The 20527-nt window shown below is 65.3% G+C and carries 21 protein-coding genes; 17 read left to right on the top strand and 4 right to left on the bottom strand.

What is annotated here, in order from left to right; genetic code table 11:
• Window positions 1-3: 3 nt before the first annotated feature.
• The gene (locus H290_RS0111145) at window positions 4-1191 is read right to left on the bottom strand and encodes a type III polyketide synthase (RefSeq protein ID WP_020106884.1); all 1188 of its coding nucleotides are present in this window, start codon (window positions 1189-1191) and stop codon (window positions 4-6) included.
• A gap of 65 nt (window positions 1192-1256) precedes the next feature.
• The gene (locus H290_RS0111140; RefSeq protein WP_020106883.1) at window positions 1257-2759 is read right to left on the bottom strand and encodes a cytochrome b5 domain-containing protein; all 1503 of its coding nucleotides are present in this window, start codon (window positions 2757-2759) and stop codon (window positions 1257-1259) included.
• Between the two features lie 160 nt (window positions 2760-2919).
• On the opposite strand from H290_RS0111140, the gene H290_RS28350 reads away from it, so the two are divergent.
• Both H290_RS28350 and H290_RS0111130 read left to right on the top strand, forming a co-directional pair.
• Window positions 2920-3717, top strand: a complete 798-nt coding sequence (locus H290_RS28350) for an LppX_LprAFG lipoprotein (RefSeq protein WP_020106882.1) — start codon at window positions 2920-2922, stop codon at window positions 3715-3717.
• A 49-nt stretch (window positions 3718-3766) separates the two neighbouring features.
• A complete protein-coding gene (locus tag H290_RS0111130; protein WP_020106881.1) occupies window positions 3767-6121 on the top strand; it encodes an FHA domain-containing protein in 2355 nt (784 codons plus the stop codon).
• 80 nt (window positions 6122-6201) lie between these two features.
• Here the strand turns inward: H290_RS0111130 and H290_RS0111125 are convergent, their stop codons facing one another.
• On the bottom strand, window positions 6202-7230 hold the full coding sequence (locus H290_RS0111125) for an acyl-CoA dehydrogenase family protein (protein ID WP_020106880.1): 1029 nt from the start codon (window positions 7228-7230) through the stop codon (window positions 6202-6204).
• Entirely contained in the window at window positions 7230-8375 is a 1146-nt protein-coding gene (locus tag H290_RS0111120) for an acyl-CoA dehydrogenase family protein (protein WP_020106879.1), read from the bottom strand. Before H290_RS0111120 ends, H290_RS0111125 begins: the two co-directional genes overlap by 1 nt.
• Before the next feature lie 195 nt (window positions 8376-8570).
• Here H290_RS0111120 and H290_RS0111115 point away from each other — a divergent pair, with 195 nt between their 5' ends.
• The 15 genes from H290_RS0111115 (at window position 8571) to H290_RS0111045 (ending at window position 20475) form a co-directional block, all read left to right on the top strand.
• Window positions 8571-9104: a MarR family winged helix-turn-helix transcriptional regulator gene (locus H290_RS0111115; RefSeq protein WP_020106878.1), complete on the top strand. Its 534-nt coding sequence runs from the start codon at window positions 8571-8573 to the stop codon at window positions 9102-9104.
• A 204-nt stretch (window positions 9105-9308) separates the two neighbouring features.
• Window positions 9309-10847 (top strand): aldehyde dehydrogenase, encoded by a 1539-nt coding sequence (locus tag H290_RS0111110; protein ID WP_020106877.1) that lies wholly within the window; start codon window positions 9309-9311, stop codon window positions 10845-10847.
• Window positions 10848-10879: 32 nt separating this feature from the next.
• Window positions 10880-11245 (top strand): RidA family protein, encoded by a 366-nt coding sequence (locus H290_RS0111105; protein WP_020106876.1) that lies wholly within the window; start codon window positions 10880-10882, stop codon window positions 11243-11245.
• Between the two features lie 60 nt (window positions 11246-11305).
• Window positions 11306-11824, top strand: coding sequence for a cupin domain-containing protein (locus tag H290_RS0111100; protein WP_020106875.1), 519 nt, complete (start codon window positions 11306-11308; stop codon window positions 11822-11824).
• A gap of 43 nt (window positions 11825-11867) precedes the next feature.
• A complete protein-coding gene (locus H290_RS0111095; RefSeq protein ID WP_020106874.1) occupies window positions 11868-12821 on the top strand; it encodes a PDR/VanB family oxidoreductase in 954 nt (317 codons plus the stop codon).
• Window positions 12822-12832: 11 nt separating this feature from the next.
• Complete coding sequence (locus tag H290_RS0111090; protein WP_020106873.1) at window positions 12833-13846, top strand: VOC family protein; 1014 nt, start codon at window positions 12833-12835, stop codon at window positions 13844-13846.
• Window positions 13843-14676, top strand: coding sequence for an alpha/beta fold hydrolase (locus H290_RS0111085; RefSeq protein ID WP_196809534.1), 834 nt, complete (start codon window positions 13843-13845; stop codon window positions 14674-14676). Before H290_RS0111090 ends, H290_RS0111085 begins: the two co-directional genes overlap by 4 nt.
• Entirely contained in the window at window positions 14673-15416 is a 744-nt protein-coding gene (locus H290_RS0111080) for an SDR family oxidoreductase (RefSeq protein WP_020106871.1), read from the top strand. The genes H290_RS0111085 and H290_RS0111080 overlap by 4 nt, the downstream gene beginning before the upstream one ends.
• A gap of 24 nt (window positions 15417-15440) precedes the next feature.
• On the top strand, window positions 15441-16223 hold the full coding sequence (locus H290_RS0111075; protein WP_020106870.1) for an SDR family oxidoreductase: 783 nt from the start codon (window positions 15441-15443) through the stop codon (window positions 16221-16223).
• Between the two features lie 46 nt (window positions 16224-16269).
• Complete coding sequence (locus H290_RS0111070; RefSeq protein ID WP_020106869.1) at window positions 16270-17946, top strand: thiamine pyrophosphate-binding protein; 1677 nt, start codon at window positions 16270-16272, stop codon at window positions 17944-17946.
• Window positions 17943-18410, top strand: coding sequence for an alpha/beta fold hydrolase (locus H290_RS0111065; protein WP_020106868.1), 468 nt, complete (start codon window positions 17943-17945; stop codon window positions 18408-18410). The genes H290_RS0111070 and H290_RS0111065 overlap by 4 nt, the downstream gene beginning before the upstream one ends.
• Window positions 18407-18640 (top strand): recombinase-like helix-turn-helix domain-containing protein, encoded by a 234-nt coding sequence (locus H290_RS0111060; RefSeq protein WP_020106867.1) that lies wholly within the window; start codon window positions 18407-18409, stop codon window positions 18638-18640. Before H290_RS0111065 ends, H290_RS0111060 begins: the two co-directional genes overlap by 4 nt.
• Before the next feature lies 1 nt (window position 18641).
• Complete coding sequence (locus tag H290_RS0111055; RefSeq protein ID WP_020106866.1) at window positions 18642-19748, top strand: Rieske 2Fe-2S domain-containing protein; 1107 nt, start codon at window positions 18642-18644, stop codon at window positions 19746-19748.
• Entirely contained in the window at window positions 19745-20086 is a 342-nt protein-coding gene (locus H290_RS0111050) for a hypothetical protein (protein ID WP_020106865.1), read from the top strand. Before H290_RS0111055 ends, H290_RS0111050 begins: the two co-directional genes overlap by 4 nt.
• Window positions 20083-20475 carry a RidA family protein gene (locus H290_RS0111045; RefSeq protein ID WP_028463053.1) on the top strand — a complete coding sequence of 131 codons (393 nt, stop codon included), beginning with the start codon at window positions 20083-20085 and terminating at the stop codon, window positions 20473-20475. Before H290_RS0111050 ends, H290_RS0111045 begins: the two co-directional genes overlap by 4 nt.
• The last annotated feature ends 52 nt before the right edge of the window (window positions 20476-20527 follow it).

The raw sequence follows: 20527 nt of genomic DNA, 5'->3' as shown, positions 1-20527 counted from the left end.
CGCTCAGCGACGAACGATGTCGAAGAGGAGTCCCTCGAGGGTGACTCCCGGGGCGAAGGAGAAGGCAACGCCGGTGGTGACCCTCTCGTCGGTGTCGGTGCGCTGCGCCATCTGCTCGAGGACGAAGATCAGCGAGACGCTGAGCATGTTCCCGTAGCGCGCCAGGATGTCCCAGCTGGCGTCGGCCCGCTCCGGGTCGAGGCCGAGCGAATGTGCCGACTCGTTGATGATCTTCGGACCGCCCGGGTGGATGGCCCACAGGTCGATGTCGGACTTGCCCAGCCCATGCTCACCCAGCACCCGGCTGATGACCGGATCGACCCCCCGATAGATGTACTGGGGAAGGTCCTCGGCGAGTTCACAGGTGATCCCGTTGTCGTTGACGCCCAGCACGATTCCGTCTTCGGCATCATCGAGGAGGTGGCTGAATGTGTCCCGGATGACGATGTGGCCGGCGGGGATCGGCTGGCGCACCTCGCTGGCACCCACCACCACAGCGCCGCACCCGTCACCGAAAAGGCTGTGGGTGATGACCTCGTTGATGTCGCCGGAGAACACGGCATTGACCGATGACACCTCCAGGGCGATCACCAACGCCTTCTTGTCCGGGTTGGCGCGGGCGAAATCGCTGGCGATTCGGATGCCGTTCATCGCGGCGGCGCAGCCCATGAAGTTGACGACCACGCGGTTGGTTGTGCGGGGCAATCCGAGTTCCTTGATGACCGCCACATCGACGCCCGGTGCGATGAACCCGGTGCTGGTGACAAACACCAGGAGACCGACCTCGACTTCGCCGGGCACACTGCCCAACGCCCGGCGGGCCACGTCGACCGCGAGCGGAGCGGCATGCTCGAAGTAGAGATTCATGCGGTCCCGGATGGTGCCACGCCGCTCGCTGAAGTCGCGGAACTCAGGGTCGGTGGGGTCGATTGCCAAATGGCGCTCGTTGATTCGTGTCTTCTCGTAGACCCGGCGGATGCGGGCCTGCTGAATCGGATCGGTGAACAGCGCGGCCACCTCGTCGGCGGCGTCGGTCTGGGAGAAGACCTGCTCCGGTGCGCCGGTGGCGATACCTTCGATGACGGCAACTGTGGTGGGCGGAGCCGGCGGGAGGATCGACCGGGTGTGCGGGCGCCGGCCCACGAACGTGGGATGCGATGCGGTGATGGGGCGTTCGGGGATGACAGACATGAGCGTGGTCCTTTCGGGGATTGCTTGAAATGTTTGGTGGAGAATGTGTTTCGATCTGAGATTGGTCAGACTGTGCCGATTCCGGTGAAGCCCTTGATGGTGTAGTCGGCGCAGGTCTTCAGTGCTGCGGGTGAGAAGTGCTCTCGGAAGAAGCCCCATCCGTGTTCCTGGGCCGGCCGCGAACGGGAACCCAGGTAGACGCGGCATTGTTTCGGCAGTCGATCGGTCACAAAGCTCTTGGCCGGCAACCATTCGACACCGAACGCCGCGGCTTCTTCGCGCACCACGTCTTCGGTGGCGATGTTGGCAAAACCACTGCGCTGGAACGGAAGAACGTGGTGGACGCGATGCGAGCTGAGGCCGGCGGACAGGAAGCAGTCGGCGTACCGGTTGCCGATGACCTTGAGGTCGTACGCCTTCTCCAGCTGATCCACGGCCCAGTCGTCGGTCTCGACCTCGGGCAGGTCGTGGGTGTCGACATCGAAGTCATGGCTGGCCACCACCAGGAACGTGCTGAACCACAGGACGGCCACAAACTGTGCCAGCCAGGCCCAGAAGTCCCCCATCGCGATGAAGATCGCGAGTTCGGAGATCAGCAGGGCACGTAGTCCGAAGGCGCCGAAGAAGTGCGGCAGTCCACCCCGCAGCGACCCGTACATGTCCGAGACACCGACCTGCCGTGTGAGCTTGCAGATCTCGAGCAGCCGGATCACCATGCCGGTGGTGGCGTGTCCGAACTTGTGGAGGGTGTGGATCGGTATCCGGAAAGCCCTGGGCAGATCCATCATGAAGGTGAAGACATTCTTCTTGATGTCCACTTCACTCTGCGTGTGTGGATGGTGCAGCAGTGCATGGCCATCCGCGGTGACGAACGAGAGGGCGACGTAGTTGATGTCGAAGGCACTGACCAGCGCCTTGTTGGCGCCCTTCTGTGCCCGGTGTATCGCATAGTGGCCGTAGCCGGCAATTCCGCTGCGCAGCACAACCATTGCGACCACGAAGGCCGGCAGCGGCATCCAGCTGGTGTTGTACAGTCGCAGGCCCTGGACCGCGAAGTACGCCAGCACCAACGAGATGACCACGATGTTGAAAATGGTGTCCATGCGCTTGATGCGGGCCGCGAGTTCCGGTTCGCGCAGCCGGCGCTTGATCCGGTGCAGCAGGTCGTTCTTGTCGTCGAACCGGAAATGCGGGGTGTCACGCCAGCTGTCGAAGCCCTCCTTGAACAGGAAGTCGGGCGCGTTGGCCTTCGGGTGGATGTCCTCGACCTCGGCATCACGATCGAGTGCGTACTTCTCCAGCATCTTTTCGACTCGCTCCGGATTCTTGTGGTACGAACCGATGATCGAGGTGATGTCGCGGTTCTTTGTCCGCCCGATGAAGAACTCGCCGCCGGGATGCTTCGAGATCCAGTCGGTCAGGTCGTAAGCGCGGCCCTTGTAGATCCAGACATTGGCCAGCCGGGGTCCGCCGTCGGGTCCCGGTGCGCGGCCGAGGTCGTGATCCTCTGCCGGACCCTGATCGACATCGTCGACCTTGGTCACCTCGTCGATCTGCGTTTCGGTCATCCGATTCCTCCGTTGTCGGCTGCCGGAATCAGGTGACGGCAGCGGGTGTGGTTTGGCTATAGGAGTACGCGGAAGCCGCCGATGTTCCCGGACGAGGAAACTGATTACGGTCAATTGAACGACTATTGCCGGGCTGCCAGGCGCTATAGCGTCCCAGAGCATGTCAAAACAACCACGTCGCAACCCGAGAATCACGCGCTCGAAATCCAACCTGATCGCGGCCGCGGTCGCGTTGTCGCTTTCCGGAGTCCTGCTGACCGCATGTGGCGGTGGAGGCTCGAACGATGCGGATTCGACTGTGTCCCAGTCGGTTCCACCGGTGCTGGAAACCTCTCGGTCGACTCAGCCATCGGTGGTGGCCACCGATCCCGCCGCGGTGATCGAGCAGAGTGCCCAGACGACCCGGATGATGAACTCCGTGCACATCGCACTGGTGGTGGATGACTCGATCGAGAGTCTTCCGATCCAGACGATCAACGGTGACGTCACCAATCAGCCGGCTGTCGGCGCCCAGGGCGACGGCGAGTTCCGGATCAACAACAACCTGACCCAGTCGGACTTCATCGTCACCGAGGGCAACCTCTACACCAAGGGCGATGGCGCCGACAGCTACACCAACCTCGGTCCGGCCAACCGGATCTACGACCCGGCCATCATCCTCGACAAGGACAAGGGCCTGGCCAATGTGATCTCCAAGGTCCAGAATCCGACCGTCGTGGGCACTGAAACGATCAACGGTGTCGAGGCGATCAAGATCGAGGGCACCATCGCGAGCACCGAACTCAAGCCGATCCTGCCCGAGGTCGACAAGACCGGAGCCGAGCTGCCGATCACTCTCTGGGTCACCGCCGAAGCCCCGTACAACCTGGTGCAGATCACCGTGGAGGTCTCCGGTGGTGAGGTCAACATCGTCACCTCGAAGTGGCAAGAACCTGTCACCATCAACAGCCCCGAGTAGGGTTCTGACCGGTAGCGTCCACCCCTACTGACGGCAGGTTCACCGAACAATGACCACATCGAACCCCTCTGAGCTGCAGATTTGGGTCGACGGGATCCAGGCACCGGCGGTGCCGGGCACCACCCGAATCCAGATCGGCCGGGTGCCGGAGAACGACATCACGATCGACCATCCGCTGATCTCGCGTCGGCACGCGGTGCTGAGCTGGAACGGCGGGTGGTCGATCGCCGACGCCGGGAGCACCAATGGGATGTATGCCGGCGGTCAGCGGGTGCAGGCGGTGAACCTGCGGGGCACCCAGGACGTCCGTCTCGGTGGTCCCGACGCGGGCCCGGTATTGCGTATCCGCGTCGCACAGCCTGCGACGCCATCGGTCCCGTCCCTGCAGAAGCCGGTCGGGGTCGACGACCGGCCACACATGCAGGCGCTGCGGCAAAACATGTCGGCCGTGTACCGGACCGCCGGGAATCAGCCGGCACCACAGCGGCAGGCAGTCGACATCGCCAGCGGTTCGGCGGTCCGGATCGGTCGCACCCCGGACAACCACGTCGTGGTCAGCGATGTGCTGGCATCTCGCCATCATGCCCAGATGATCAGCAGCCCAACAGGTCTGGTGATCGAGGACCTGCGCAGTGTCAACGGAACGTATGTCAACGGTCGCCGGATCACCCGGCAGTCCCTGTCCGACGGCGATGTCGTCACCATCGGCAACAGCGACTTCGTGGTCGCCGAGGGTCGACTGGTCCGCGGCCAGGCCAAGTCGGTGGTCTCCGGTGGCGTGCACGTGAGCTCGGTGAGTCTGACGATCGACGGCAAACAACTCCTCGACGACATCGACTTCACCGCCGCACCCGGAACCCTGACCGCCATCATCGGTCCATCGGGTGCCGGCAAATCGACTGTGTCCAAGATTGTTTCGGGTTCGCACCATCCGTCGGTCGGCACGGTGACGTTCGAGGGGCACGGAGTCCACGAAGAGTATGAAGCTCTGCGAACCCGTATCGGTATGGTCCCGCAGGACGACGTCCTGCACAGCAGGCTGACCCTGCGCCAGGCCCTGCGCTATGCCGCCCAACTGCGGCTACCGCCGGACATGTCGCGGGCCGACCGGGATCTGGTGATCGACGGCGTGCTCGCCGAGTTGCAGTTGTCGGAACACACCGCGACCCGCATCGACAAACTGTCCGGCGGACAACGTAAACGGGCGTCCGTGGCCATGGAGCTGCTGACCGGCCCCGCGCTGCTCATCCTCGATGAGCCGACATCCGGACTGGACCCCGCACTCGACCGGCAGGTGATGCTGACCCTCCGTCGCCTGGCCGATGCCGGTCGTGTGGTCATCGTCGTCACCCACTCGGTGGCCCACCTCGCCATGTGCGATCAGGTGCTGTTGCTGGCACCCGGTGGGAGGACCGCGTTCTGCGGTCCGCCCCGATCCGTCGAATCCGCCATGGGAACCTCCGATTGGCCCGAGATCTTCGCCTACGTCGCAGCGGAGCCGATCGAGGCGTCGAATCGATACCGCGCCACCGTGCGGCGGCGGCCACCGCCGGCACCGCCGCAACCCGGCGCCGGACGCCCGCGTCCCCGGCAGGCGAGTTCACTGCGCCAGGTGAGCACCATCGCCCGACGGCAGTTCCGGCTGATCCTGGCCGACCGCGGCTATCTGGCGTTCCTGCTGCTCCTGCCGGTCGTCCTGGGGGCCTTGACCCTGGTGATCCCCGGTTCGGCCGGATTCGGGCTGAATGCACCCGCAACCACGGAAACCCTTCAGATCCTGGTGATCCTGGTCATCGGTGCGACCTTCATGGGTTCGGCACTGACAGTCCGCGACCTGGTGGGCGAGCGATCGATCTTCGAACGTGAACGGGCCGTGGGACTACGCCCCGGCGCCTACCTGGCAGCCAAGGTCATCGTCTTCGCGCTCTTCGCGACCATACAGTCGGTGGTCATGCTCCTGATCTGCTACGCGGGCCGCGGCACACCGGGCAAGGGCGTATATCTGCCTGCCACAGTCGAACTCGGCATCGACCTTGCGCTGTTGACCTGCCTCGGCGCGCTCATCGGCCTGGCCATCTCGGCGAGTGTTCGCACGCCGGAGCAGACGATGCCACCACTGGTCGTGGTGGTGATGATCCAGCTCGTGTTCTGTGGCGGCCTGTTTGCACTGCACGGCCGGTCCGGTCTGGAACAGATCGCCTGGCTGATCCCGTCCCGATGGGGCTACGGCGCAGCAGCGTCAACCGTCGAAGTGCAGTGGACGACACCGGGTTCGGCCACCGAGGACGAACCACTCTGGCAACACGACATGTCCACCCTCGGTGTCAGCTACGCGATCCTGGGCGCGATGGCCGTCGTCCTGGTGCTGTTCATCTACAGCCGCCTGCGGCTGAAGCGCTCCTGACGCCCGATCCTGGTGGGTTTCGGTGAGCGCGAACTGGCCTTTTGCTCACCAGAACCCACCACAACCGGGTGTGCGGGGGGTTATTTGGTGATCAGTGCCCAGAGGTTGTCGCGGCCGGCGGCGGCAGCGGCTTCGGCAAGCCGGGTGTCCCAATGGTGGACGGAGCCGTACTCCGAACGCCAGGCCAGCGCAGCCTGGGTGAACTCGTGCAGCCGGTGTTCACGGGTGGTGCCGATGGCGCCGTGGACCTGATGGGCGTTGCGGACCACCACTGATGCGGCATGGCCGGCGCAGGATCGGGCCGCGGCCACCAGGAACTCGAGATTGCCCCCCGTCCAATCGGTTCGGATCACCTCGCCCAGGGCTGCCTCGACGGCAGCGCGGGCGAGGGAGGTCTCGGCGGCGATGTCGGCGACGAGATTCTGCACGGCCTGAAACTTGGCCAGCGAACGGCCGAACTGGACCCGTTCGACAGTGTGAGCGATCGACATCTCGAGGATGCGGTCGAGTGCGGCACAGACCTGCAGCCCGCGGATCAGCGCACTGCGTAGCGTCAACTGGTCGACGACGGCGTCGGGAACGAGAGTGCCCTCGAGTCCGCTCGTGTCGAATCTGACCGTGTCGCGCGGCTCGCCCGCGATGTTGGAACCCGAGCTGATGCTCAGTTCACCGGCCGCGACATCGGCGACGCGGTAGGTATCGGCGGCGCACCACACGACGACAACGTTGTCGGCGGCAGACGCCCACGGCACCCCGGCCGCAACTCCCGACTCATCGAGGCGGCAGAGGGTGCGTCGGGCATCGCCGACCGGCAGTCCGGCTGTGTCGAGGAGCCATCCCGCCAGCAGATCGTGTTCGGCCAAGGGGATCCGGACGCCGTTGTACGCGGCCGCGTGGATGAGCGCGGCGGCCTCGCGCCAGCCCGCTCCACTTCCACCCGCGTCTTCGCTGCCGGTCAGCCGTACCAGGCCCAATTCCCCCAGCCGGCTCCACAACCCGGTATCCCATTCTGCAACAGCGGTTTCCGGGGAACTCTGCTCGCGGTGGGCAGCGAACACCGCGTCCATCATGTCGACCAGTTCGCGGTCGACGCCGGTGGTCGCATCCATCAGCGCATCCCCAATCCCCGCGCGATCACACCGCGCAGAACTTCGCTGGTTCCGCCGCGCAGGGTGAACCCGGGGCGCTGGGACACCGCGTCGTCGACCATTGCGCCAAAGTCGGCGTTGATCAGATCACCGCCGAGAAGATCTGCGAAGTCGGCGATGTCACCTTCGGTGGCAGTGCCCAGAACCTTGACCACGGCTGCGGCGGTATCGGCGGGCTCCGAACGCTCCAGTGCGCCGGCAACCGCTGTCGACATCTGGTGCAGGCCCGCGATCCGCCCGACGAATCTGCCCAGGTCCGGGTGGGCGGGCAGAGTGCCCGCGGCGGTGTGCTCCGCCACTTCGGCGAGCAGCGTGAACGTCGACAGAAATCGTTCCGGGCCACTGCGTTCGAAACTGAGCTCGGACGTGACCTGGTTCCAGCCGTCGCCGATGGTGCCGAACACCATCTCGTCCGGAACGAAGACGTCGTCGAGAATCACCTCATTGAAATGATGTCTGCCGTTCATCCCGATGATGGGGCGGATGTCGACACCGGGCGAGCGCAGGTCGACGATGAACTGACTCAGACCGGCATGACGGTGTGCGGGGTCGACAGCCTCGGTGCGGGTCAGGCAGATGAAGGCGTGGGCGAGGTGCGCGCCGGACGTCCACACCTTGGTTCCGGTGATCGTCCAGCCACCGTCGACCGCGGTCGCCCTGGTCCGGACACTCGCCAGGTCGGAGCCGGAATCGGGCTCGCTCATACCGATTCCGAAGTAGCACTCGCCCTGCGCGATGGCGGGCAGGTATTTGCGCTTCTGAATCTCGGTGCCGTACTTGAGGAGCGACGGCACGATCTGCCGGTCGGCGATCCAGTGCGCGCCAACGGGCGCGCCCGCCGCGAGCAATTCCTCGGTGACAACAAACCTTTCGAGGTGACTGCGGCCGTGCCCGCCATACTCTTCGGGCACGGTCATCCCCAGCCAACCGCGGGCGGCCAGTGCACGGGAGAAATCCTCGTCCCAGCCGGTGAGCCAGCAATCGACCTCGCGGCCGATGCGTCCGTCGGCCCGCTGATCGGCGATGAACCGGCGGACCTCGTCGCGCAGTCCGTCAAAGGCATGCGGATCATCCGATCCCGGGGGAACCAATCTCAGATCCGTCATACCGGTGTGTCCCTTCCCTTGCGCTCGCTGTGACGGGCGGTACACGGAACTATGGCAGGAGCTCAATTCTTGGGCAATACCGTGACAACTTACGTATTTACGTAGCCGCGGAGGAGTGTTGCGCCCACCTGCTTCGTACGTCGCCTGGATGGGTGCTGCCCCTCAATGAACTCGGCCGTGACGTAGTTTGGCAGCATGGACGGAGTCGATGTCATCGTGTCGCACTGGGCTGTTGCTCGCCCGGAACTCGACGTCTCGGGTTTGAAGGTCTTCGGACGGCTGCATCGCAGCTTCCTGGTCTACAAGAATCGCATCGCCGAAACATTCGAGAAGCACAACATCACCGACTCCGGTTTCGACGTCTTGGCCTGCCTGCGCCGCGCGGTACCCGATCACCGCTTGACCTCAGGTGAACTGGCCGAGCAGACATTGGTCACCACCGGCGGACTCAGCTTGCGGGTCAAACGGCTCGAAGAAGCGGGGTTGGTGACGCGCTCGCGCGATGCCGGCGATGCACGTCTGGTCTATGTACAGCTCACTCCGGAGGGCAGCGCACTCGTCGATGCCGTCGCGGACGAACATTTTCGCAAGCTGAACGCAATGCTCGGCGACATGAGTGAAGACGACATCCAGACCTTGGCCGCCCTCCTCGGACGCCTCGAAAGTTCCGCACGCACAGTCCCCGGAACCGACTCCGCGAGCGCTGCGCGAGCTGTCACCTCCGCCTGACGCAAAATATTTTCGGTTCTTCGTGACGCGGCACACACCCACTGTGACCTGCGTCTCTTCCATTTCGTAGACGTAAAAGGCACGTAACAGCAGCTCGAACGGGCAAGTTTGACATTGACGTCTTAGCGCTAAGAGATTACAAATGTCTTAGCGCAAAGATATTTGCGAAGCGCACTGAAAAGTCTCCTGTCGAACGGATACCCGATGACACTCGCTGCACAACCCGCTCCAACGGTCCTGAGAACGGCGCCCGGAGGCGCATCCGCCACCGATCTGGTCGACGAGATCTATGTCGGCGGCATCTGGCGTCGCGGCTCGGGTGATGGGATCGACACGGTCGATCCCTCCACCGGAGAGGTGTTCGCCACCCTCCACGGCGCAACCGCCGACGATGTCGACGTCGCGGTGCAGGCCGGCCTCGACACCGCTCACCGCAGCGGATGGTCCTCGATGTACGTGCATGAGCGCGCCGCGGTACTTCACCGCATCGGCAACGCCGTCGAGCACAACCGGGACCGCATCGCAGCACTGCAGACCCTCGACACCGGCAAGACGCTGACGGAGACGCGGGCACTTACGATGAGCGCTGCCAACACATTTCGTTACATGGCGGCGGCCGTGGAGACCATGGACGGCGCGCTGACCACACCGCGTGGGCCGTGGATGACGATGTCGACTCACGAGCCGATGGGTGTCATCGGTGCCATCACACCCTGGAACTCCCCGATCGCCTCCGACGCCCAAAAGATCGCTCCCGCACTGGCTGCCGGCAATGCCGTCGTCTCCAAGCCGCCCGTGTGGGCGCCGTGGGTGACACTGCTGCTGGCCCGCCTGTGCGAGGAGGCAGGGCTACCGGCCGGCCTGTTGTCCGTACTCCCTGGCCCCGGCCGCACCGTGGGTGAAGCCCTGGTCCGGCACCCCGACATCGCCAAGGTCACCTTCACCGGAGGCACCAACACCGGTCGCCACCTCGCCCACCTGGCCGCCGACAAACTCATGCCGATCACCCTCGAACTCGGCGGCAAGTCCCCCACCATCGTCTTCGCCGATGCCGACATCGAACGCGCCCTGCAGGGTGTCCTGTACGGCATCTTCTCCTCCAGCGGTCAGAGCTGTATCGCAGGATCGCGAGTCTTCGTACAGCGCAGCATCTTCGACAAGTTCACCGCCGAGCTCGCCGAGCGTGCACAACGCCTGCGCCTTGGCGCCGGAACGGACGCCCGCACGGACGTCGCACCGATGATCGCTGCGGCGCACCGTGATTCGGTGGCACGGATGGTCGATGACGCCGTCGCCGCCGGTGCAACACTGCTGTGCGGAGGCGCCGTCCCCACGGAGGGAGACCTCGCCGTCGGCGCCTACTACCCTCCCACTGTTCTGACAGGTGTCACCAACGCCGCGGTGATCTGTCAAGAAGAGGTCTTCGGTCCCGTGGCGGTCGTTCTCCCGTTCGACGACGAACGCGATCTGATCGAGCAGGCCAATGACAGTGTCTACGGTCTCGCCTGCGGTATCTGGACCGAGGACTACCGGCGGGCGACGCGCATCGCCAACACCATCTCGGCCGGCACCGTGTGGGTCAACACGTACAAGCAGTTCTCCATCTCGACCCCGTTCACCGGTCTGCGCGACAGCGGACTCGGCACCGAGAAGGGTCGAGATGCGGTGCGGCAGTACAGCAATCAGAAAAGCATCTACCTCGATCTTTCCGAGGCCCCCCTCTCCTGGGGTCACCGGAATTGACACATCCAACCCCTCTCGAAAGGACACCCGCCATGGCAAACACCGTTACCACCACGAGTCCGGCGCACCCCTACAGTCCCGCATACGCGGTCGCCGGCTTCGGATTCGTCTCCGGCGCTTTGTCGGTCGATGTTGACGGCCACGCCGTCGAAGGAGTCGAACCAGCTCTCGACGCCGCCATCGCCCGGCTGACCGAACGCCTCGCCACGATTGACATGGCGCTGACCGATGTCGTGAAGACCACCTACTTCGTCACCGACGTCGCCACCCGCGATGCGGCCAACAAGCACTACGAGCGCATCTTCGATGCGCCGCGGCCGGCACGCTCGTTCGTCGAGGTCGCTGCCCTGCCGTACGGGGCGACCGTCGAAATCGAAGCCATCGCCCACCGCCCCTGAGTATTTCAGTACTCCCTGCACCACGGCGTAAACCATCCCGTTCTCCCGAAAGGACCCAACATGACCGCTCCCGAAAAGACCCACGCCGACCTCGAGAACCTGATCGACTCGTGCATCGCCAGCAAGGAAACCCGCTACGAGGACTGGGACACCCTCGGTTTCCAGGCCGCCAAGGGCGGCGACCGCTTCAAGCGCGCCCAGATCCGCTACATCGGCTCCGGCGCAACCGGCAACCACGAGGGTGACTCCCGCTCCCTTCCGTCCGAGCACTTCACCTTCTCCAACATGCGCCTCCCCGCAGGCGCCGTAGGACCCGAACACACCCACCACGACGTCGAAGAGGTCTTCTACGTTCTGGAGGGCGAACTCGAAGTCGCCGTCCACGACGTCGAGGACGGCACCAAGACCGCCGTCCGGCGCCTGGGCTACCGCGACCTCATCCGAGTCCCCGCCGGCGTGCCCCGCAGTCTCGCCAACGTGGGCGAGACCGACGCGCTCTTCTGCGTGGTCATCGGTGCACCCAAGCCCCAGCTACCCACCTACCCGCCCAGCTCGGAGATGTACGGCGTCACGCGCTGACCCCAATTGGGTCACCCGGACGGCAGACACGGAAGGAACAGCGATGCACGAGAACACCACCAGACGACTCCGCGTGCAGCAGAAGAGCTACGAGGCCGAGGGCGTCACCAGTGTCACCCTGGTCGACCCGACCGGAGCACCACTGCCGACGTGGGAGCCGGGTGCTCATGTGGCTCTCCACCTCCCTGGAGGACTGGTCCGCGAATACTCGTTGTGCTCGGATCCCGAGGACACGAACGGATGGACCGTCGCTGTCCTGCGTGCTGAACAATCCCGGGGCGGAAGCGTTCACGTGCACGACAAGCTATCCGTCGGAACGGAAATCGAGGTGGCCGGGCCCCGCAGCGCATTCGCGTTGGACACCGGTGCCGACGAACACGTCCTGATCGCCGGTGGTGTCGGCATCACGCCCATCGTGGCAATGATGCGGCGCCTCGAGAGGACCGGCCGCCCCTGGCGCATGCTCTACGCCGGCCGGTCCCGCTCGTCGATGGCATTCGCCGACGAGGTCAGTCGATCGGCGGGGGAAGCGGCGATCCACGCCGACGACGAACAGGGCGGGCTCCCGGACCTGCCTGCGATGCTCGGCGAACTCGGTGCCGGCGTAGTCGTCTACTGCTGTGGTCCGGCCCCCCTGCTCGACGCTGTTGCGAACGCGGTACCGGCCCAGGCGTCGCTACGTACCGAGCGGTTCGCCGCCCCGGAGGTCCTGGTCTCCGAGGCCGGCGACACGGCCTTCGACGTGGTACTCGAACACAGCGGCCGGCGGCTCCCGGTGGCCCCGGAACAGTCGGTGCTCGATGCGCTCCTCGACGGCGGCCTCGACGTCCCCAGCTCCTGCACCGAAGGGATCTGCGGAACGTGCGAGGTCGGCGTGATCAAGGGCGATGTCGACCATCGTGACTTTCTTCTCGGTGAATCCGAACATGCCGACAACAAGATCATGTTCCCGTGCGTATCCCGTTGCCGCTCAGCCGAACTCGTTCTCGATCTCTAAGGAGTCCCACCATGACCGCCGATCACCTGCCGGTACACCGCCGGCCTGTGCTCACCGATCGACCCGTCTGTGCTCTGCGCAGCCTCCGATCCGTGGCACTGACCGTGCCGGATCCGAGCGCTGCCCGCGACTTCTACCACGAGGTATGGGGCCTGACGACCGTAGAAGAGGACGGCGACCGCTTCTGGCTTCGCGCCACCGGAACCGACCACCACGTGCTCGATCTGCGGCGCGGTGACCATAATGCGTTGGGCCGCATCAGCTTCGCCGTCGGGACACCCCGCGAGGTGGACGACGCCGCACGTGCCCTGCATCGCATCGGAGTCCCGGTTCTCCGCGAACCCGGTCCTCTCGACCACGCCGGCGGTGGCTACGGATTGCGGCTCGTGGACCCCGAGGGTCGCATCGTCGAGTTGTCCGCCGACACCTACGCGGTGCCGGCACAGGAACCGGCGGGACGACGCGCGATTCCCCGCAAGATCGCCCACGTCGTGCTCAACACCACCGACATCGAACGCACCGCCGCGTTCTACACGCAGGTCCTCGGCATGAAGATCTCCGACTGGTCGGAACGTCAGATGACGTTCCTGCGCTGCAACTCTGACCATCACGTCATCGCGCTCAATCAGGCGCCATGGGCTTCGCTGAACCACGTCGCCTATGAGATGCCGTCGATTGACCACTTCATGCGCGGCATCGGAAGCCTCCGCGCACACGGCATCTCACCGCAGTGGGGGCCGGGTCGCCACGGACCGGGTGACAACACCTTCTCCTACTTCACCGATCCGGCCGGACTGGTCTGCGAGTACACCTCCGAGGTGGCGCAGATCGACGAGGACTCCTGGTTGTGCCGCACCTGGCGACGCACCCCCGAACTGTCCGATCAATGGGGCACGGCCGGTGCACCCACCACCTCCGTCCGAACGGCGATGGCCGGCATCCCCGACCTCGGTGCGCAGCCACTCTTCGTGGCCGACCACCCCGACTACTTCATCCCGATGCCCGAAACCGTGGGTGTCTCATGACGGGGACAAGGGTGACGCGGACAACGTTGACCCGGACCCTGTTCGTCGACGGACTGCGTGTCGTCAGGTACCACCCGGACAGCGAAAACGCAACGCCGCCAGCGGTTCTTCTTCTGCACGGCATCGGCGGCTCGGCAGACTCGTGCGCGCCCCTCGCGGGCATTCTCGCCGATCTCGGCATCCACGCCTGGTGCCTCGACGCCGCTGGGTACGGCGAGTCCGCAGATCCGACGAGCGTGCACCACCACGACTTCGTCGCCGATGTCCTGACGGTTGCCGAGGCAGTGTCGCCCGGACGTCCGGTGGTGCTGCTGGGGACCTCATGGGGCGGCGTCATCGCCGCCGCCGCAGCGCTTCGCCGACCCGACCTCGTGGCAGGTCTCGTGCTCGCCGACAGCACCCGCGGCAGTGGGACGTCGCCGGCCAAAGCCGACGCCATGCGGACCCGGGCCGCCGACATGAAACTGCGCGGACCCGCCGCGCTCGCCGACGAGCGAGCGGCCCGCCTGGTCGCCCCCGGCGCGGACCCCGCGATCGCGGAATCGGTGCGCGTGTCCATGGCGTCGGTGCGCGACCGCGGATTCTCGGCGGCCGCGGAGTTCATGGCATCGGCCGATCTCGGACCACTGCTGGGTCAGATCAGCTGCCCCACCGCAGTTGTCGTCGGAGAGGACGATGTGATCACCGGCGTCGAAGAATCCCGACTGCTCGCGGAGTCGATTCCAGGGGCCCGGCTGTACGAGGTCGCGGGTGCCGGGCACGTCGCGATCCAGGAACAGCCGGCGATCGTGGCCGCTCACGTCTTACAACTCCTGGAAGGCCTGTCATGACGGGCGGCACTGTTGTCGTCACCGGAGGCGGGCGCGGTTTGGGCCTGAGCATCGCGCAGCGCCTGTGCAGCGACGGTAAGCGGGTCGTCATCGCCGAACGCGATCCCGACACTGCACACGCGTCGGCCGAAGGACTGCGGCGAAGAGGTTACGACGCCCACGCCGTGGTCACCGACATCGGCGACAGCAGTTCGATCCGGGCGCTCGTGTCCGGGTTGCACACCGACGGTGACCGCGTCGTCGGCCTCGTCAACAACGCGGCGATCGCCGACGGTGTCGGCGGCAAAACGTTCTTCGACCTCGACGAGGCAGAGTTCGACCGGGTCACCTCCGTCAACATCCGCGGGACGTGGGCCATGACGAAATACCTGTGGCCGGCGATCTCGGATGCAAAGGGATCGATCGTCAACATCGCCTCCGACGTCGCGATGTACGGATCGCCGCGGCTCGTGCATTACGTGAGCTCCAAAGCCGCCGTCATCGGCATGACGCGATCGATGGCTCGCGACGCCGGTGAACACGGAGTCCGGGTGAATGCTGTTGCCCCCGGGCTTATTCGGGTGGAGGCCACCGAATCCGTACCCGATGCCCGCTACCGGACCTATGCCGAAGGCCGGTCACTGAACCGGGAGCAAACCCCCGAGGACGTCGCCGGCGTCGTCCGTTTCCTCCTGTCCGACGACGCAGCCTTCGTCACCGGACAGACCATCGTCGTCGACGGCGGATTCATCTTCCGCTGACAGCGCATTCTCAGGAGTTAGTTCATGGATCTGCATCTCAAAGACCGACGAATACTGATCACGGGTGCCAGCTCGGGTATCGGACTCGCGACGGCGACGATGCTCGCCGCCGAGGGTGCACGACTGGCCCTGTGCGCCCGGGATCAGGACCGGTTGCGTGCGGTGACAGCACCTCTCGCCGAGCAGACCGACGTGGTGACCGCATCGTGCGACGTCACTTCGAAGCAGTCGGTCGAAGACTTCGTCGGCCGGGCCGTCGACCGCCTCGGCGGGCTCGACGGTGTGGTCTGCAATGCCGGCCGCTCACTGATGAGCACCGTCGAGGAGACGACCGACGATGAGATCCGGGAGGAGTTCGACCTCAAGATCTTCGGCGCACTCAACGTCGTCCGTTCGGCCCGCAAAGTCCTGGCATCCTCGGATGCCGGATCGATCGTCGTCGTGAACGCAATCCTGTCGCGTCAGCCCGAATCACGGCTGGCCGTCACGGCCGCAGCGAGGGCCGGCTTGCTGAACCTGTCCCGTTCGCTCGCAAATGATCTGGCAGTGGACAACATTCGGGTCAACTCGGTCCTGCTCGGTCTGGTCGACACCGGACAGTGGCAGCGCCGTTATGCAGACAGCAACTCCGCCCTCGACTTCGCCCAGTGGAGCGCCGAGATCGCCGCTGACCGCGGTATTGCATTGGGCCGCTTCGGCACAGCCGAAGAACTGGCCTTTCCGATCACCACGCTCCTGTCCCCACGCAGCAGCTACATCACCGGTGCCGCGCTCGACGTCGGCGGCGGTGTCCACCGCTACATCTGACCGCCGAACCCAAACAGACTTCCACGCCACCAACTCAGGAGAAGACATGCAACCAGAAGCAGGCACCCGCCGCACCGGTGGTGACGTGCTGGTCGACGTCATGAAACGACACGGTGTGACAACCGCGTTCGGCGTCATCAGTATCCACAACCTGCCGCTCGTCGAGGCCGTCGACCGTGACCTCGATTTCGTCGAAATGCGCCACGAAGCTGCCGCCGTCAACGCCGCGGACGCCTACGCCCGCACCACCGGGGGTATCGGGATCGCACTGACGAGCACCGGGACCGGAGCCGGCAACGCAGCCGGTTCGATGGTCGAAGCACTGACCGCGGGCAGTCGCGTCTTGCACATCACCGGTCAGATCGAGAGCGAGCACCTCTCACCCGGCCGCCCGGCGCCCAGTCGCGGTGTCATCCACGAATTCCCGAAACAGCCCCAACTGCTCGATGCGGTGTCGGCATACAGCGCCTCGATCACCGACGTGAAAAGCGTTCAGTTCGAACTCGAGAACGCAATTGCACGGATCCGGTCGGCACCGAACGGTCCGGCGAGCATCGAATGGCCCACCGACCTGCAATATCTCGCGTCACCGGAGAACCAGCGCCCGTTCGAGACCAGCGATGGATCGCTGCCCGAACTCGACACCGACGCGATAGCACGGGCGGCCGAGTTGGTCCGACAGGCGAAGACCCCGTTGATCTGGCTGGGCGGCGGCGCCGCAGTTGCGGGCGAAGAGTTGACCGAGCTCGCACATCGGCTCGGAGCCGGGATCCTCACCAGCAATTCCGGACGTGGCATCGTGCCCGAGAGCGACCCACTGGTCGTCGGCAACTTCGCCACGACACCACCGGCGCGCGCCCTCATCGCCGATGCCGACCTCCTCATCGCGATCGGCACCCACTTTCGCTCCAACGAGACTGCGACGTACAGCCTGTCGTTGCCGGACAAGATGATTCAGATCGACATCGAACCTTCGACGATCGGCCGGGTCTACCCCGCCGTGGTCGGGATCGTCGGGGACGCCAGGGCAACGGTGGCCGCTTTGGCAGAGCAGGTCGGTGTCGTCGACGTCGCCGCCGACTGGGCGGCGCGGGTGACCGAGATGCGCGAGAGCGTGCGCGCAGATCTGACCGAGTACATCGGCGGTTACGCAGACATCTGCACCGCGATGCGCGCGATCCTGCCGGAGCGCTCACCGATCGCCCGGGACGTCACCATCCCGTCCAGTCAATGGGGTAACCGACTTCTGCCGATCCTCGACCGCGCCACCAACATCTTTCCGCTTGGCGGCGGAATCGGTCAGGGTCTCGCGATGGGGATCGGTGCGGCACATGGCCGCTCGGATGTGCCCACGCTGGTCATGGTCGGTGACGGCGGTTTGGCTGTCCACCTCGGCGAGCTGGCCTCACTGGCAGGCTCGAATGCGCACTGCATCGTGGTCGTGTTCAACGACGGTGGGTACGGGGTCCTTCGGAACATGCAGGAGAAGAACGGGTTCCGGCGATCCGGGGTCGACCTGCACACCCCGCGGTTCGATCTACTCGCGGAGTCGATGGGGATTCCCCACCGCCTGATTCAGAGCGCTGATCTGTTCGGCGCAGCGCTGACCGAGGCGGTCGAGCGGCAGGGACCGTCCATGATCGAAGTCGACGTCTCCGCCATTACGCCCACACCGGGGGCATTCGTTCCGCCCGTCCACGTGCCGACGGACGCCGGCCGATGAACGCACTCGCACCGAAGCGCTGGTGGGACGACGACGCCCGCATGGCCGTCGAAGCCGCCAACCCGACGCACGTATTCGCATCAGGCGCCGATGCCCGCGCCGCCATCGAACTCGCCGTCGATCATCCGGCCACCGTCGTGAGCCTCGTGCTCGCCGACCCGGTCTTCGATGTCGACAGCGACACCGGCGAGCGGCTACTGAACTCGGTGACGGTACCGACACTCGTCATCGCATCCGCCCCGGAATCCGATACCGATCTGGGCGTTGCGCAACGCCTCGCCGGAGACATCGACAACGCGGTTTTCGTCGTCGTCGACGGTTCGACCAACCCGGTGCACACCGGCAGCCGCGAGTCATTCCACGAGTGGACGTCCTCCTTCGTCACCATCGCCGAAGGGTTGGCCCTCCGCTCGGGGACCGTTCTCACCCCACCCACCCCCCTCGTCGAAGGAGAAGTCCGATGACCACTCGCACAGCCCGCGAGCCCTATCTCGAAACACACCAATCCCACCCGGAACCGATCACACCGTACGAGCGCAAACTCGCCGGCTCACTCAGCGAGGTCTACGCCGGCGGGGTCGACACCTTGGACGGCGTGGTCGAAGGCCTGAACAACCTGGGCCTACACGGACCAGATGGCGGGCCCTGGACCGCCGAGAGTTTTCGCGCCGAGATGCGCAGATTGGGGAAGTGACATGACCACCGAAACCACCACCGTCACCAGCGGCACGCCGGCACGACCGACCGCCCGCCGGTCCGGCCCGACCTATGCCGTCGGCACCCGGCGTCACCTCGACGCCGACGACATCGCTGCCACCGGCATCCGAGATCGCTGGTACCCGATCCTGCCCTCCCACATGGTTCAGGCAGGTGACATGGTCCCCGTGCGCCGCCTTGACGTGGACTGGGTTCTGTTCCGCGACGCCGAAGGCAACGTGCGCATGCTCGAGGACCGTTGCCCGCACCGCAGCGCACCGCTGTCGGTCGGACAGCACCTCGGCGACCGCATCGCGTGCATGTATCACGGGGTCCAGGTCGACGGAACCGGAACTGTGGTCTCCGTCCCGGGCATGCCGGGGTGCGCGCTGGAGGGACGGCGAGCGACTGTATCGCTGGACGTGGTCGAAGCCGCCGACACCATCTTCGCGTTCGTCCCACTGACCGCGGACTCCGTCACCACCCCGTTTGCACTGCCTGATCGACTGGCCGATCCAGAGGTGTCCTCGTTCCCGAATTACGCCGAGTGGGCCGGGCCCTGGCGCTTCTACATGGACAACGTCCTCGACCCGATGCACGGAGCCTTCCTGCACCGCAACTCCCACTCGATGTTCGGCGGCGACGTCACCGCGCGTTTCCGTATCCGGGAGACCGATCGCGGCTTCTTCTTCGAGAAGACCGACCAGCGCGGCGTCAATTTCGACTGGGTCGAGTTCGTCCGCGGGTCGATGGACTACGTCGACCTGGAAATCCCGTACGGCCCCGGTGCAGGTCCGGGCGGAGTGTTCGGCATCGTCGGTATGAGCACCCCGATCGATCGGCAGAACTCCGCGATCTTCCACTGGCGTACCCGACGGGTCGCCGGATGGCAGCGTGAATCGTGGCGGTTCCTGTACCGAACCATGCTCGAGGCAAAACACTGGGAAGTACTCGAACAGGACCGTGCCGTCCTCGAGGTACTCGCGGCGGACGCCGATCACGAGGAACACCTGTACCAACACGATCTCGGTGTCTCGCGGATCCGCCGGCTGTACCGGGCCGATGCGAAAGCCCAGGCTCAGACGCTGGCGGAAGCCGGCCGATGACCGCGCCCACCACCGAGACGATGATGCTGACCATCTTCCTGCGGCACGACCAGAGCCAAAATCTCGAACAGCTGCAGACCCGGCTCGACGACAACGACTGGTGGCACGGGTTTCCCCCGGAAGGTTGCGAGGTCGTGTCCTGGGTCGTCGCCATGGGAATCGGGCAGATCGTCACCCTGCGCCTACCCGCCCATCGGCTACCGGCGGTCAACGTCGAACTCGAACGACGGGCGTGGGGAACGTTTCGCACCGACTTCTACCCGACCTACGACTTCACCGAGGTACGCGAACGTCTCGCCCGCGAATCCGACGCCCGGCGGACAGTGTCCAGCTCATGACCCGCGTGACGCACTCTGACGTGCCCGAGCCGCCTCGGGCCGGAATGTTCAGCAACGCCCGAGTCATCGGGAACCAGTTCTTTCTCTCCGGCATGCACGCGGGCACACCGTCGGGACCGATCGGTGGATCCGACACGTATGAGCAGGCCAAGGAGGCGTTTCGCCGCGTCGCAGCTCTCTGCGAGGCCTGCGGCGCCGGCGTCGACGACATCGTCACCCTACGGATCTACGTCACCGACGTCGCCGACAAAGCTGCCGTCGGGCGTGCCCGGGGCGAAGTCTTCACCGGCAACCTCCCCTGCTCGACATTGCTGGAGGTCTGCGCACTTGTCGAACCCGGTCTCACCGTCGAGATCGAAGCTCAAGGTTTCATCCCCACCGTCCGCTAGCGGACAATTGACAACAGCACCCGGCGCTCGTCGCCGACCGACCCTTAGGACG

It is taken from the genome of Nocardia sp. 348MFTsu5.1, assembly GCF_000383535.1.
GTDB lineage: Bacteria > Actinomycetota > Actinomycetes > Mycobacteriales > Mycobacteriaceae > Williamsia > Williamsia faeni.
The sequence above is the reverse complement of the archived record's forward strand: the minus strand, read 5'-3'. Positions and strand labels throughout refer to the sequence as shown.